The 15,830-nt window shown below is 42.6% G+C and carries 14 protein-coding genes; all 14 read right to left on the minus strand.

What is annotated here, in order from left to right; all coding sequences use genetic code 11:
- Window positions 1–98 precede the first annotated feature (98 nt).
- The 14 genes from CJD36_RS03305 to CJD36_RS03370 all read right to left on the minus strand — a co-directional run bounded on the left by CJD36_RS03305 (window position 99) and on the right by CJD36_RS03370 (window position 15,825).
- A complete protein-coding gene (locus CJD36_RS03305; protein WP_105037673.1) occupies window positions 99–1,331 on the minus strand; it encodes a hypothetical protein in 1,233 nt (410 codons plus the stop codon).
- The gene (locus CJD36_RS03310) at window positions 1,328–3,454 is read right to left on the minus strand and encodes a tetratricopeptide repeat protein (protein WP_105037674.1); all 2,127 of its coding nucleotides are present in this window, start codon (window positions 3,452–3,454) and stop codon (window positions 1,328–1,330) included. The genes CJD36_RS03305 and CJD36_RS03310 overlap by 4 nt, the downstream gene beginning before the upstream one ends.
- Before the next feature lie 52 nt (window positions 3,455–3,506).
- Window positions 3,507–4,076: a guanylate kinase gene (gene gmk, locus CJD36_RS03315; protein WP_105037675.1), complete on the minus strand. Its 570-nt coding sequence runs from the start codon at window positions 4,074–4,076 to the stop codon at window positions 3,507–3,509.
- A 233-nt stretch (window positions 4,077–4,309) separates the two neighbouring features.
- Window positions 4,310–4,930 (minus strand): hypothetical protein, encoded by a 621-nt coding sequence (locus CJD36_RS23445; RefSeq protein ID WP_205685545.1) that lies wholly within the window; start codon window positions 4,928–4,930, stop codon window positions 4,310–4,312.
- On the minus strand, window positions 4,914–5,297 hold the full coding sequence (locus CJD36_RS03325) for a PadR family transcriptional regulator (RefSeq protein WP_205685546.1): 384 nt from the start codon (window positions 5,295–5,297) through the stop codon (window positions 4,914–4,916). Before CJD36_RS03325 ends, CJD36_RS23445 begins: the two co-directional genes overlap by 17 nt.
- Before the next feature lie 109 nt (window positions 5,298–5,406).
- On the minus strand, window positions 5,407–6,333 hold the full coding sequence (locus CJD36_RS03330) for a bestrophin family protein (RefSeq protein WP_105037676.1): 927 nt from the start codon (window positions 6,331–6,333) through the stop codon (window positions 5,407–5,409).
- Window positions 6,334–6,378: 45 nt separating this feature from the next.
- Entirely contained in the window at window positions 6,379–6,891 is a 513-nt protein-coding gene (locus CJD36_RS03335; RefSeq protein ID WP_105037677.1) for a universal stress protein, read from the minus strand.
- Between the two features lie 130 nt (window positions 6,892–7,021).
- Window positions 7,022–8,392 carry a HAMP domain-containing sensor histidine kinase gene (locus CJD36_RS03340; protein ID WP_105037678.1) on the minus strand — a complete coding sequence of 457 codons (1,371 nt, stop codon included), beginning with the start codon at window positions 8,390–8,392 and terminating at the stop codon, window positions 7,022–7,024.
- 5 nt (window positions 8,393–8,397) lie between these two features.
- Entirely contained in the window at window positions 8,398–9,072 is a 675-nt protein-coding gene (locus CJD36_RS03345) for a response regulator transcription factor (RefSeq protein ID WP_105037679.1), read from the minus strand.
- A gap of 172 nt (window positions 9,073–9,244) precedes the next feature.
- Window positions 9,245–10,309: a T9SS type A sorting domain-containing protein gene (locus CJD36_RS03350; RefSeq protein ID WP_105037680.1), complete on the minus strand. Its 1,065-nt coding sequence runs from the start codon at window positions 10,307–10,309 to the stop codon at window positions 9,245–9,247.
- Window positions 10,310–10,387: 78 nt separating this feature from the next.
- The gene (locus tag CJD36_RS03355) at window positions 10,388–10,924 is read right to left on the minus strand and encodes a dTDP-4-dehydrorhamnose 3,5-epimerase family protein (RefSeq protein WP_105037681.1); all 537 of its coding nucleotides are present in this window, start codon (window positions 10,922–10,924) and stop codon (window positions 10,388–10,390) included.
- Window positions 10,925–11,035: 111 nt separating this feature from the next.
- Entirely contained in the window at window positions 11,036–12,124 is a 1,089-nt protein-coding gene (gene rfbG, locus CJD36_RS03360) for a CDP-glucose 4,6-dehydratase (RefSeq protein ID WP_105037682.1), read from the minus strand.
- Window positions 12,109–12,882, minus strand: coding sequence for a glucose-1-phosphate cytidylyltransferase (gene rfbF, locus CJD36_RS03365; protein ID WP_105037683.1), 774 nt, complete (start codon window positions 12,880–12,882; stop codon window positions 12,109–12,111). The genes rfbG and rfbF overlap by 16 nt, the downstream gene beginning before the upstream one ends.
- 66 nt (window positions 12,883–12,948) lie before the next feature.
- The gene (locus CJD36_RS03370) at window positions 12,949–15,825 is read right to left on the minus strand and encodes a PAS domain-containing sensor histidine kinase (RefSeq protein ID WP_105037684.1); all 2,877 of its coding nucleotides are present in this window, start codon (window positions 15,823–15,825) and stop codon (window positions 12,949–12,951) included.
- Between the last annotated feature and the right edge of the window lie 5 nt (window positions 15,826–15,830).

The raw sequence follows: 15,830 nt of genomic DNA on the forward strand, positions 1-15,830 counted from the left end.
GCTAGATTTGTTTTAACATAGTGTTTTAGTTGGGCTAAAGTAGCATCCCACTCCAGTAATGAATGGAACAGACGCAAGTGTAGAAAGTAGTGAAGTGATTAACTTATTGTAATTAATGTCTTTGAGCCTTTCACCAATTGCCAATAGAGATAGTTACCGTATACAACTGTTGCGGTGTACCAAAGTGCGAGGATCTTATCGGCATAGATGATCTTGTAGTGGACTATGGGCAGGTAGTTGGGGAAACACTTATCCAGGCTGAGGAAGTAGGGTATTGATGCGAGTATGTATAGCTTATAGTTCTTAGATACTACCGCATAAAAGAAGAAAAAGATAATGATGGGGTTGGCATAGCGTTCATGCATCTGAGTGTTGAAGTAGAAGAAATAGAGACACAACAAGCCGGTGCCAAGGAAGATGTATTGGTACATTTTGGAGTCTGGTGGTAATGCCTTCCTGCGTTGCTGCCAGACCACCTTCAGCATAGGCCAGAGAATAAGCGCTGAAGATGTACAAAACATAATCAGTCCCGTAGTTTTATAGGAGAGTAGTATGAAGGTGTCTTTATCATTAATGAAGTAATGATTGGCCGGCACCAAAAGATACCAAATGTTGAAAGCGCAGATAGTGAGCTTGTTATAGAGGTCTACTGAGTGAGTAGCATAAGATATGAGTTTGGGTAAACCGCCATTGCTTAACCATGGCAGAAAGATCAATAACTGTAAAACAGCCGCTGACATAAGGATGTAAATCACTGTTTTGATATTACGGACGCTGTAGATCAATACCAATCCCATTACCGGTAGAAACTCTATGGCTTGCGGCTTGGTGTTAAGCGCCAATAGGTAGAGCAGTGTAGCGGGTACAGGGTATAGCAGGCCAATTACAATGGCCAGAAAACTCAGGTTGGTATACATACTATCTATCTGCCCCCACATCATTGAGTTGAACACATATGCAATGTTGATGAGGAGGAATAGGTAGGGAATTTTAAATGACAAGATCTTTTGTCTGAAACAGCAGAGGACAAACAGGGGGAGAAAGTCGAAAAAGACAAACAACATTTTTATATCGCTGATGTGAGCAGTGATATTGACTGTTGATCCTTGAATTAGATCAAAGAGATAAAGGCCATAAATGTAAACGGGAAAGTAGTTGATAACCCCACCATCGTAAGCACCGGTAAGTCCATGTTCATGAATATGCAACGCCCATATGCGCCAGTAATTCATGTCATAGTCCATAGAAGCCCTTGGCAACACAAAGAGATACAGCGCAAAAATGAGCAGTATCTCTATGCGGTTGCGGGTGAGGCTATTTTCATGCGTCATTTCTTAGGAGCACTGCCTGCGTTATTATAGAATATTTGTGGCTGTTGTTGCACCATACCCATTGCTGCGCCCATGCCTTGCTTTGCCTGGTTATGGTTCGGATTAAGCTTCAAGGTCATATTCCAGGCGTTTATAGCCTCGCTATATTGTTTGTTAGAGAAGTAAGCACCTCCGAGGTTGTACCATAGTTCGGCGTTGGTGGAGTCAATTTCTATCCCCAACTGAAACTCCTTAATAGCTTCAGGGTATTTGCCATACTGGCCATAATTGTTCCAACCATTTTTCATATGGTAGTCACCCAGCAGGGTATACAAGGTTTTCAGACTAGGGTAGTTAGGGTAGTTGGCCCGTACACTGTCGAGGCACATTTTTGCACTATCCAATTGTCCGAGTTTGTAATAAGCAATACCCCTGTTAAGGAATCCTGCCACGAATTTAGGGTGTACTTCAATTGCCTTACCCAGCAAACTAATTGATTTATGAAGCAGCTCATTCTTTATTTTTTCGTTCTTCTCCAGGTCGCTCATGGTGATCATTGCGGCAGCCACGTTGCCATTTACCAGTACAGAGTTAGGAACCGTTTTAATATCCTGGAAGAATAGGGACTTATCATTTTTCCAGTCGATGTTGCGGGTTATGGTTTTGAAACCGCACAGCACAATAATAACGCCCATCAGCCCGACCAGCGCCATTTGAGCAGTTGCCAGTGGCTTTATATAGTCCATTCCCTTTACCAGGAGGTATGCCATCACTATGGAGAAACCAACAGATGAATGGAATATCAAACGTTCGCCCATGGTAGCACCAATATTAAAGACCAGGTTATTGACCAACAACAAATGCAACATGTAGAAAGCAATGGCAAAGCCAAATATTTTGTACTGTTTCTTTACGAATACAAAAACAAACATTGCCCCCATTATAGCCAGATGGATGATGATAGACAACCACACCTGTAGATCTCCGAATGATTTATATGGGATACTGTTGTAAGAGTAATCCGCAGATAGTGGGTGCGGGAATATCAGTAGTTTAAGGTAGTTAAGTGTAGTAGATATTTCTGTAGCGATCTTCTGCGAATGTGAGGCGAAGAAGTATGGGTTATTCAATACCTCTTTATCGGCATTAACACCTGTCGACTTGATGGCATCCATGATCTCGGGAATAGACATGTTAGCGCTGTCTTCAATACCGGCCACGTGTATGGCCATCCTGATGCGAATGTATATGTAGAGACATATCACCAGCATGTAGGGTATGGTGCGGATAATGCTCTTCTTAATAGGGTAGTCTCTGAATAGGAAAAACGACAAAGGCAAGAGTATAGCCATTGTAATTGCGTACTCTTTAGATAGGAAAGCCAGGAAGAAACATACCAATGCGCCGGCAAGAAAACCATATTGTTTCCTGTTCTCTTCATACTTGAAAGCCAGTATGAAAGTAAGGCACATAAAGAAGAGCGACATGATCTCATCGCGGCTCTTTACGTTGGCTACCACCTCTGTATGAATAGGGTGAATGGTGAACAGCACCGTAGCTACTAAGGCCATTAAAGGGTTGTTTCTGAATATGATATAGCGCAGGAAGTAAAGCAATAATACTGCAAGACCCATGTACCAGAATACATTGAACAAGTGCCTGATGTGCATATTGAATACTAACTTCTTTTCGGCCGGGCCACGTATACCATAAGAAATATTCATTGCAAGTACGCTGTCTACTTTGTCTTTAGGAACAGCTCCAAAAAACTGTTGTTCTATTGCAAAAGTTGCAATAGACAATGGTCTGTAACGGCCACCTGAAAGTTGGTTAACGGTATTCAACTGGCGATAGTAGCTAGCATAGGCATCTTCAGTAAATATGCTTGGAATGCCGGCAAAACCTTCCTGTACAAACTCGTTCTTAACGATTACAATGCCGTCATCGTGTGCAAACTCGTTGGACCAGGTATTGATATAAAATATGAATGCAAGGAGGGCTACAATAATAGCCTGCACCTTAAAATCGTATATGGAAAAAGTCATTGGGGCTGCCGGGTCAACTACCAGTTGATCTTCGGCTACTACCTGCTCAATGTTGTTGTTAAGGTCTGTCGGAGGGGTAATCTTTTGCTTTTTGGCCATGTTTGTAATATGCTACTCAAAAGTAATTATTTTATATCATAGGTCAATGAACCTAGCAGCCCGTAAAATCCTCTATTACCTGCATCAGTTCTGTAGTTGCTGTATCCAGGTTTTCGTTAATGATGATCCTTTCAAACTGAGGGGCGAATTTGAGTTCTTCTTCTGCCTTTGTAATTCTTTCCTCAAGTGTATGTTCAGTTTCAGTACCGCGGGCTATCAATCTCTTCCTCAACTCTTCTATAGACGGTGCTTCAATGAAGATAGTACGGGTTATGCCGGGGAATTTCTTCTTGATGGCTAATGCACCCTGCACATCAATGTCTACCAGTGGCGACTGGCCATTGTCCCATATCCGCTGTAATTCGGTCTTTAGTGTGCCATAGTATTTGCCTGTGTACACCATTTCCCACTCTATAAAGGCATCTTCAAGGATCAGCTGTTTGAATTCCGCTTCGGTGTAATAGTAATAATCTTTGCCGTGTACCTCGCCCGGTCTTGGTGTGCGTGTGCATGCAGATATGGAGAAGGCGAGTTGCGGGCAGGAAGCCAGCAGTCGCTTTACTAGTGTTGTTTTACCTGAGCCCGATGGAGCTGTTATAACGATGATCTTACCTGTAGCCAATTTGAAGGGGTGATTTCCTGCGAATTAAGCAAAAAAAAATGACTTTTTTGTATGTCAGCTGCTAAAGGTTAATGTAAAGGAGGCATAACGTGACGCAAGGGCTAGTTTGATTAAGGATGTAACCCGAACTAAATGATGTGTCTGCAAGAGAATCGATATGCTCTTGCTGTGCGGAATAAACGCCAAAAGCCACGAACCGGAGGCCGTGGTTTTGGTTGAAAATGATATTTGAACTATGACATTTTCGCAATAGATTGCTTGTAAAGCTGGTAAAAGAATATGGGCAGGAAGACAAAGTTGAGTACTACCATTCCCAGCATGGTCTGGATATTTGCTGAAGGTAAATACATGATCTTGAACATGCTACCTGAAGATATCAAAACCCCTGCAACAAAGCCGGCTATCACCCGTACTTTATAGTCAGCCGCATAGTTCTTCATATACCTGATAGAGTTGGCCAATATGGCTGTAAGGGTTATGATCAATGCGCCGAAGCCGGAGAATAGCATACCACTTGCACCGGGCCAATGGAAGATCTTGAACATAAGACCCATAGAAATGAGGAATGCGGCCAGGAAGCCGGTTCCATAGATGACTCTTTTCATGTTAGTTTGTTTTTTAAAGGTTAAGAGAAAAAATAGCTCCTCCTGTATCTCGTGGCTGCCATTGGGCGTTATGGCCATAAACGCCTGCTGGTAGGCAGCTTCGAAATCGATGCGTTGGGCATCCATCGCTTCTTCTATGAAACAACAATAGTGGTCAAGTAATCCCTGCTGCAGGCCGGGATCAATGTTACCATCCAGGTTTATACGTTCCAGGATGGTATCTACCTGTTCATCAGTTAGCTGCTGCATAAGAAGTAAGCGGTTCTGAGGTGACTAAACTATGTATGGTGTTGAGGAATGCCAATAATTCATCAACCGATTTTTGTGCTGCGCTTTTGCCGGGTTGGGTAAGGCTGTAGTACTTGCGAACTCTCTTACCAATAAATACCTCTTCGGCTGTGACCAATCCTTCTGCTTCCAGCTTATGGAGGGCGGGGTAGAGCGATCCCTCTTTTACCAGTATGGTACCGTCGCTCATCTCTTTCACCATCTGCGTAATCTCGTAGCCGTACATCCGGTCTCTTTGCTCAAGAAGCCTTAGGATAATAGTGCCCAGTGTTCCCTTTAATAATTCGCTCTGATTCATAGCATGTTGTTGCATTTCGTTGTAATGCATCACAAATCTATGTATTAAAATTGAAACAGCAAAAATAATTTTATAAAAAAAGCTGCGGATACAAATCCGCAGCTTACACCACTCATAAACAACCACTATTTTTTAAGTATTACATAAGATAAAAAGCGGGAGTAGATGCTGGTACCGGAACCGCAGGTTCAGCCCTTCCGTTTTCATCCTCCATCATTTGCTTCAAGTCACGTTCAATGTTTTTAGCAATAGCAGTGACGGGAGTATCAGTAGGCTTATTCTCGAATGGATCCTGTAGATGTATCGCCATCTTTTCGATAAGCATAAAGCAGGCTGAAATCGCTGTAACAACAAGTACTTCTAATATTCCAAATATCTCAATGAACCCAAATGGCAACAGGCAGATAAACAGCAAGAGCGAGAAATGAATATACAGGCTGTAGGTAGAAGGGAACACAGTGTTCTTGATTCGTTCACACTTGCCCTGCGAATCGCATAACCTGCTTATGGTCCTGTCCAGTTCCACCTGCTGAAATCTGTTGATGTAGCCACTGTTTAGCGCATCTCTTATGTCATGAGCATGAAGATTAAGAATTGCCGCAGGAACATTGGTGTATCGTGATACCGTTTCTATATCCTTTCTGGACAGAAATCTTTCCAGCCCTGTAAGTGGACTATGGCCCCGTAAGTTTTGGCCCAGGCTGTGTGTCCAAGCTATCTGCCGCTTTACAAAACGGTTACGCAGCTGCTCCAATTGCTCACTTTCAAATTCTTCCTGCATAAAACAGAACACCTGCCGGGCAAGGCTTCTGGAGTCGTTAACGATTGCTCCCCATATATGGCGTGCTTCCCACCACCTGTCATATGCCTGGTTAGATCTGAAGCCAAGCAGCAGCGATATTACAGTGCCCAGTATTGCCGGCACTGTAAGGGGAATAGAAATGCGGATGACATGAACATTATGATATAGTGCCCATACTAATACCGAATAGGCCATCACATAGGCAACCTCATACTTTATCTCGCCAAAAATGTATTTGAACGGTATCTTATCTTTAAGTAACATGATATTAGATTTATTTGGTTCACAAAGTCTCTTCTCTTATTAGTATTACATGTGCTGCAACATGGCAACAGGCTGCAAGTCTCTATCTTTCTTAATGGTAACAACCGGCTGCGCCACTTCTTCCTTTACGACCTTTCTTGGTGTAAGGCGCCTCATGATCTCAATGCCCGATTTTTTGAACATACGCTCAGGGTTCACGCTCTCCCTTACCACGGGCATAAACGTGTAGCCTTCGGGATAAACTATGAGATCTATATCGTTTGCTTCTGCATAATTTTCAAATACCGCCGGTGTACTGCCATGCATTATCTTGAAGCTGATATTATTGATGTTGTTGTACATCGACTTCAGTTTCTTACACTTGATACGCAGCGTTTCAGATATGAGCTGGTTGTGGTCTTTAAGTCCGGCCCGGCGCATTGCGTCTATAAGGTTATCGGGCATTTCAAGAGCGTGGAATAATAGAATGTTGATCTTGCCCGGAAGCGCCTGCGCCACATTGGCAATAAGATCAAGAGAAGCAGGCGAGAAGTCGGTTGGAATTAATACGTTTTTCATGACTCTATTTTTTAGTGTTGAATTGATGAATTATTTACACTGCAAAAATGAGTCGGCGGTATTAGTAGGTTATAAGACCTGCATTAGATTGTATTAAAATGTAGATTAGAATGAGATAAGAAAAGGCGCATCAGGCCGTCAGTAAAGGGATGGAGAGCATCACTTTTACACCATTACCTGCGCTGGAGTGCACATTGATCTCACCTTTATGCAGTCTGAATATATTGCGGGTAAGGGGTAGCCCAATACCATATCCCTCATACTTACCAGTATTAGAAGCCCTGAAGAACGGGTCATAAATATATTTCAGCTCGTCAGTTGGTATGCCGATCCCTTCGTCCAGTATAGTTAACAGTAGCATTTTATTGATGATAGTTGCTTTTACAGATACTTTGTCATTATTGGAATATTTGCATGCATTTTCCATTACATTGCTCAGTCCAAGCTTTAATAAGTGATAATTGCCTTTTATGACAACTGGTTCGTTTGCCGGTAATTCCGATAGATCAATATGTATCTGGTTTTCGGGAATAATGTTATTGATGGTGTCTTTTACATCCATCAATAGATCCTCAATTCTTATTTGCTGCAGGTTATGCTTTTTGCCGTCAAAGCCGGTCTGTGCAAGGTTTAGTAAGCTGTTGGTGAGGTGTTGTAGTTTTTCTGCCTGTTTTACGATTATTTCAAGGCTCTGCTTATATTCCTGTTCATTACGCTGTCGCGAGAGCGCAATTTCCGCCTCGCCATATATAGCGGTAAGCGGTGTACGAAGCTCGTGAGATGCATTGCTGACAAAGTTGTTCTGTGTTTCAAACGACGTTTCCAACCTGCTGAGCATGTCGTTGAATGTAGATGCTAAAACGGCTATTTCATCATCATCTCTTCTGTCCTCCAGCCTTAGGTGCAGGTTCCCAATGCCTATGGTCTTTACTTTTTCTATGATATCTCTTACCGGTTTAAATGTGTGGCGAGAGAAGAATATACCCAAGGTATACGCCACTAATAGACCCGCTAACACGCATGTAACCAGTATTAATTTCAGTTTACGGGCATAGGCAATACTGTCTTCATTTTGAGCACCTACAATTACTACGTATTGCTTTCCTTTTTCATTATACAATAAGCCTGTATAGAACACACTTTCTTTGCGGAGGGTAGCCGACCGCTGTGTGAGAATGCCGGTATAAAATGATTCAGGGAGACCTGGTATAACCCGTGATTTCAGAAATACATCCAAACTGTCTTTGGGAAAGAAGTACTCTTTTTCACCAGGTAGTGGTTCCAGGTGCTTTTCTATAATGTCGCTGTATACCTCGCCAAGGTGAGGATGTTGCTTTTCTAACTCAGCTTTTGCTGTTATGATACCTCTTATTTCCAACCGCTTGTAGTAGTCCTGAAATGCGAAGCTGTTCATAAAAAAGTAAGCAACACAGCTAACCAAAATAAGAATGGTGCCGGTAATACTTGTGAAAATAAGTGCCGTCTTCTTTTGTATGGTCATTGCTATCAGTCTTTAAGTATATAACCCATGCCTATTACTGTGTGCAGCAGTTTAGGTTCAAAGTCTTTATCTATCTTTTTTCTAAGATAGTTTACATACACGTCCACCACATTGGTGGCCATATTAAAGTCCACACCCCACACATTTTCCAGCAGATCCATCCGCGATATTACTTTTTTCTGGTTTTTGAGGAAATATTCCAGCATACGGTATTCTGTAGATGTAAGGCTTACTTCTGTATTGTTGCGCCTAACAATACGGGCATCAAGGTCCAGTTCCAGATCTGCAATTTTAAGTTTGTTTTCCTCAACAAAGCTTCCTGATTTGCGTCTCACCAATGCCCGTATCCTGGCCAGCAATTCAGCAAATTTGAAGGGCTTTATAAGATAATCATCGGCACCGGTATCCAACCCTGCTACCACATTGTCTGTAGTGCCTAGTGCCGTGAGTAGAAGGATAGGCGTATTATTTTTCGATTTCCTGATCATCCTACATAACTCCAGTCCATTGATCCCCGGCAGCATTATGTCAAAAATGAAGAGTTCATAGGTATTACCTACTGCCATCTGGAAACCGGTGTTGCCATCGGGCGCAATGGTAACCGTATAACCAGCCTCTGTAAGGCCTTTATTTATCATTCCCGCTATGCTCGGTTCATCTTCCACAAGAAGGATATTCATGGCTCGTTGTATTTTAATTTGGTTGCTGCTGTCGTGGCAACAACAATTGTATTGCGAATATAAGGGTATATCGGCTAGTGGGAATTGGTAAGTCAATTTGAGAAAAGTACCCGCAAAAAAATAGTGCAGGAAAATGAATCCCTGCACTATTTATAAACTATATAAGATCAGATTAGTTTACCAATACCTTTTGTGTGTATGTTTTAGTACCTGTTTTGAGGGTAATAAAATAGATCCCGGGTGCAAATCCTGAAGTGATAGTGTAGTCTTTATTTGCTGCGATGTCCATCTTTTCAATTGCTCTGCCCATCATGTCGGTAATACTCAATACAGCCGTCGAATTTTCAGCAGTTTCAAATTTGACAGAAAAAGAACCATTGTTAGGATTAGGGAAGATATTCAATCCTGTTGCAGTAACTGCTGTGTTAGATACACCTGTTGCTGAATCGCAATTAACAATGCTTACTATCATTGTATCGAGGAATGATCCACATGCGTTGCTAACTGCATAGTAGATAGAAACAGTTCCTGCCTGGTAAGCTTGGAACCCTCCATTTGGAAATACGATATCAGCAATAGTAGCATCAGAAACTGTAAATACTCCACCACGTGCAGTGTCTCTGATCCTGAACATAGAATCTCTGCAAACAATAGATGGTCCCATAAGCGGACCCGCAGGTACATTCACTCTTATTCTCAATCTTACGCTATCAGGGCAATTGCCAGTTGTGATAGTATATACTACTCGTGTTGCACCAAAACCCGGGGCAACACCTGTAACAACACCTGTTAGTGAATCAACGGTGAATACGCTTGTATTTGTAGAATGCCAAACCCCACCTGCCACGCTATCAAAAAGAGCCAGGGTGCCACCTACGCATACGCTATCACCACCGGTAATAATGCTTGGGTGTACAGATGCATTGACGGTCATTATGTGCAGGTTAGATGTATCAAGTACAGTATCTCCTGCTGCATTAGTAAGGTAACAAAAAACTGTATCGCCGGTCACAAGTGCATTGTTGCCATAATTTGGACCAATACCGCCTACAATAGTGCTGTTACGTATCCACCTGAACCGAAGTGAAGTATCGGTGGTTGTTGCATGAAAGAACATGTTTGTGCCTGCGCAAATGGTATCACCGTGATTGGCGGTAACTGTTACAGTCTGACTTTTAGAAGAGAACGCGCTAACCAGCAACGTCATGATAAGGCTTAATTTTACCAGATATTTCATTATTTAAAATTTTGGCAAAAGTAATTAGTAATTTGCTGTTTACGATTGCTGAAAATTTGAAATGTGGTGAACTGGCTGTTAAAAGGGAGATTTAAATTCATTCAGTTTTATGAATGAAAGGTCTCTCTCGGATATAACTGGATTTTCTACGTCCCAATCCATACCTATACTGTCGAATTTGATACCCATATCGTGCGCCTTGTTATGTTCCGAAGAAACCAGGTAATAGGTCATGGCATCTTCAGAAAGGGCTTTAAACCCGTGTGCAAACCCCTCAGGAATATAGAGTGCTTTATGATTCTTTTGAGATAATTCATGTGCAAAGAACTGTCCGTACGTAGCAGACTCTTTACGAAGGTCAACGATCACATCAAGAATAGCACCTTGCGGGCAGAACACGATCTTACTGTGGTGATAGGGTGGTGTTTGAAAATGCATACCCCTGATGACATCTTTCTTTGAAATTGAAAAATAGCTCTCTTTCAGATCAAAATCAATACCAGCCGCTTTCAGAGTTGTATCGTGAAATGTTTTTACGAACAGTCCGCGATTATCTGTTGGTGCAGGTAAGGTAACAACAAGCGCGTCTTTAAGGGGTGTTACGTCAAATATCATCTATAATTGTTATGGGTAGACTGTCTACCTTGCTGTGTAATTGCTTCAAATCCTAGCTAGGTCAGACTCTGGCATCAAATCCATTAACTATTTACCGAATACGGGCACTTACTATTCTCCAAAATATCTCTTTATCTGTGCCATGCATTTTTCATGGGCAGTGCTGGTTTTGTCTGCGTACCACTGGGCTGTCCACTGTATAGCAGTGCGGGCATCAAGTGCCGGTACCCAGCCTATGTCTTCCGCAACCTTGCTGCTATCTAGCAATAGTAGTTTAGCCTCATGTGGCGCACCTTCTTCAGCAAAAGACTTATAGCTGCCATGGCCATAGCACTCGATAAATATCTTCGTCAGTTCTTCTACAGTAAGCATGTCGCCCGGGTTAGGACCCATATTATATGCTGTGCTGAAGCGGGTAGGGGACTCACTCATTTTTGCTGCCAATAGCAGGTAGCCTCCCAATGGTTCCAATACGTGCTGCCACGGACGGATAGAATGAGGATTGCGAAGCCCTACTGTTTCTCCAAAAGATATAGAACGAACAATGTCAGGCACAATACGATCATCAGAAAAATCTCCGCCACCAATTACATTGCCGGCCCTTGCAGCTGCAATCGATTTCTCATGATTGGAGTAATCAGCAGGGTTAAAGAAAGAACGACGGTATGAGTCAATTACTATCTCAGCGGCAGCTTTACTGGCAGAGTAGGGGTCGTAGCCGCCTAACTTATCATCTTCTTTAAAAGGCAATCCACGTTCAGGATTATCATACACTTTATCTGTAGTGATCATCATACCAACACACGGTGGTACAAGGCTACGCATAGCATCAAGCACATGGGCGGTACCCTGCGCATTCACCATAAAAGTATACGAAGGCTGACTGTAGCCGCGCCTAACCAATGGTTGGGCGGCAAAGTGGAATATAAAATGTGGTTCAAACCTTACGATCTCGGTCTTTAGCTTGCTATCATCGCATATATCAGCAATTACTGAAGAGTAGCAAAGACTATCACCATCGATCAAATTATATAGATCTCCGGATTTTTCAGGAGCTAATGAATAGCCCTTTACCTGAGCACCCAGTGAGTGCAAAATCTGCAGCATCCATGATCCTTTAAAGCCTGTATGGCCGGTAAGGAATACACGTTTGCCGTGAAATATGGAGCGCAAATATTCGGTAGTTACCACTTTTTCCATATCGGATCAGTTTGCCAAAGGTTCTCTAATTCTTCTTTATCACGCAGGGTATCCATACACTTCCAGAAGTCGTGATGGCGAAACGCGCCTATCTGTCTATCTGCTGCCAGATCATCCATTGGTTGGCGCTCCCACATAATGTCGTCGGCGTCGTCGTGCAGGTATTTGGCTATCTCAGGCTCTATCACAAAGAAACCACCGTTGATCCATGTGCCCGAATCAGCAGGTTTTTCTTCAAAGCTATCTATAGTGCCATCTTCCTGCATTTCTATAACACCAAAGCGGCTGGTAGCCTGTATGGCAGTCATAGTGCATATCTTGCCACTTTCCTTGTGGAACTTCACAAGATCATCTAGGTTCACATTACATACGCCATCGCCATAGGTAAGCATAAAGGTTTCGTTACCTACAAACGGCAACACCCTTTTAAGACGACCGGCGGTCATTGTATCGAGACCGGTATCAATAAGCGATATCTTAAATGGCTCGGCAGAATTACGATGTACCTCTATAGAATTATTGGCCAGATCTACTGTTATATCTGCATTGTGCAGGAAATAATTAGCAAAATATTCTTTGATCATCCATGCCTTGTAGCCCAGGCATACTATAAATTCAGTATGGCCATAAGCTGCATAGATCTTCATTATATGCCATAAAATGGGTTTGCCCCCTATCTCTATCATAGGTTTCGGGCGTAGAGAGGATTCTTCGGATATACGGGTACCCCTGCCTCCTGCAAATATGACTACCTTCATGACAACAAATATATACAAAGCATTGGTGAGGTAATTACTTACAGGGTTAATTATTGCAAAAAAATACTAGACCGCATGTGAAAAAGGAATATAGATGTCAAATGTAGCCCCTTTACCCAGTTCGCCTGTTGCTGTAACTACGCCATGATGGTTTTCCACAATTTTCTTTACTATCGCCAGCCCTATGCCTGTGCCATTATATTCCTGTCGGCCATGCAGTCGTTGGAACAATTCAAATATCTTGTCCTTAAAATGTGGCTCAAATCCAATCCCATTGTCCGAAAAGCTAATGTGGCAGTATTCAACATCTTCCGAAAGTCGATCGCATTTTAAAAGATCGCCCTTACATATTTCACTCCTGATAACTATGCATGGCGCAATTTCAGGCCGGGCAAACTTTAACGAATTGCTCACCAGATTATGCAACAGCTGGCGAAACTGAAAGGGGATGATATTTACTTTTGCCAGGCCCAACGAATCAATCATAACATGCTTTTGCTCCAACTCCTCTCTTAGATCACCCTTTACCTCGTCTACGATCTCGTTCAGATCTGCATATTGAAATTTCCTTTCAGACGTTGCGGTTCGTGAGTAAACCAGCAGGTCATTGATCAGAGTTTGCATCCGAAACGCAGCATCCTGCATCCTCTTAAAATAATCTAGTCCTTTATCAGACAGATTAACTGCTTCCGTTTCTGATATGCGTGAGGCGAAAGTCTGGATCTTGCGCAAAGGTTCCTGAAGATCGTGGCTGGAAATGTAGGCGAATGACTGAAGCTCTTTATTCATTTTCTCCAGTTCGATATTATTTTTCTCCAGTATTTCGGCACTCTTTTTTGCTATATCGTCGGCTTCTTTTTTTTCTGTCAGGTCATGGGTAACCTTTGAAAATCCAATGATCTCATTCTTGTCATTGTGTACAGCAGTAATGACAACATTAGCCCAGAAGAGTTCTCCGTTTTTACGCACTCGCCAGCCTTCTTGGCCTGCCCGCCCGGTTTTGATCGCCAATGTGAGCAGCTTCAGCGGTAAATTGTTCTTTTTATCTTCGGCAGTGTAAAAGGTAGAAAAGCTTTTACCAATGATCTCTTCTGCTTTATATCCCTTTATTTTTTCTGCGCCAATATTCCAGTTTTCTATAATGCCCTTCTGGTTGAGATAGATAATCGAGTAGTCCTGCACTTCTTCCACCATAAGATGGTATCGTTCTTCACTCCTTTTCAGCGATTCATAGGTAAATATCAGTTCCTTCGTTCGTTCCTCTACTTGTTGCTCCAGTTCCTCGGAAAAGTTCTTCTGATCCTGGATATCGGTACTGGAGCCAACCCACATTTGGATCTTACCGTTTTCATCTCTATGTGCCGTTGCGCGGCTTAGTTGCCAGCGATATTCTCCATCAAACTTTCTGAATCTATGCTCCAATAAGAAATCATTGCCGGTTTTAACTGAATAAAGCCATTCTCTGATGTTTTTTTGCCTATCGTCGGGGTGCACAATTTGTAACCAACCATCGACATAAAGCTGTTCTGGCAATAGTCCCGAGTATTCGTATACAGACTTGTTAAAATAATTGAGGTTACCTTCTGAATCAGCGGTCCAAATGTGCTGCGGCATTGAATTGGCTAACAGACGGAATTGTTTTTCACTTTCCTCAATTTTCTTTCTCGCGTTAACCTTTTCGGTTACATCACTTACCGTAGCAATAACTCCTGATATTCTGCCATCTGCTTCCCGCAACGGTGAATATTCAAAATCGTTATAAGCTGTTATTGCCGGATTATTGTGTTGTATATATGATACTGCTTCAGTTTCTCGATAAACGATGCCTGTATTAAAAACACCATCCAGTAGCCCCGGAACAGGTCCTCCTATAATTTCCGGAAAAACATCGATGAGTCTTTTGCTCTCCAGGTTTTGCCCTGTTTTGCCCCATCTTTTCAACATCGCGCTATTGGCAATCTCAATAACATGCTCCGGACCGTTCAGCACCACCATTGCAACTGGCGATTGGTTGATAAGACTACGAAATCGTGCTTCGCCTGTCTCTACCTGCTTTCTCGCTGCTACTCGTTCAGTTACATCTTCCATGGTGCCATTAAACCGCCAGGCAATTTTATCATTGTTAAACCATGCCCTGCCTTTTGCATGCACAATGGTTTCTTTTTTTGAGTGCGGATGGAGGATCACATATTCAACATCATAGTTGCCGCCTGATGAGTAATCAAGGGCTGTTTGTATGGCATTTGTCACCCGTTGCCGGTCACCGTCGTGGATGGCATTTATCACATGTGCGAGTTCGATCTCTTCATTTGCCGCAATCCCGAACCATTTTTTCAATCTTTCGTTGGCTGTAAATGTATTTGTACTCGGGTTGTAGTCCCATGTTCCCAACTCTGCGGCTTCTATTGCAAACTCCAGTTCGTTTTTGCTTTCCTCCAGTTTAGAGTGAACAATAACTTTTTCGGTGGTTTCGTGGCAGGTAACAAATACACCCGCAGGCAAACCTGATTCATCGTTTACAGGGCTATAGCTAAAAGTAAAATATACGTCTTCTATCGTTCCATTTCGGTAAATAGGGATAAGCTGATCTTCGCTCCAGGTGGATTCTCCTCCGTCAAGTACCTGGTCTAACAACGGTTTAATTACATTCCATATATCTGGCCAGGCGTCTTTTCCTTTCATTCCCAGCATAGCGGGGTGCCTTCCTTCTTTGCCCAGACTTGGCCGATATGCATCGTTATAAAAACATATCAAATCCTGTCCCCAGAAAAGGAACATTGGGAATTTTGAATTTAGTATTATACTAAGTGTTGTACGTAGGCTCTGAGGCCAGAACTCAGGTAAACCTAGAGATGTCTTACTCCAGTCTTTTTCTCTGGTCAACTTACCCATTTCCCCACCTCCTGCAATAAACCGCATCTTGTCAGTATTTATAATTCCCATTAGCG

It is taken from the genome of Flavipsychrobacter stenotrophus, from assembly GCF_002954265.1.
Classification (GTDB): domain Bacteria; phylum Bacteroidota; class Bacteroidia; order Chitinophagales; family Chitinophagaceae; genus Flavipsychrobacter; species Flavipsychrobacter stenotrophus.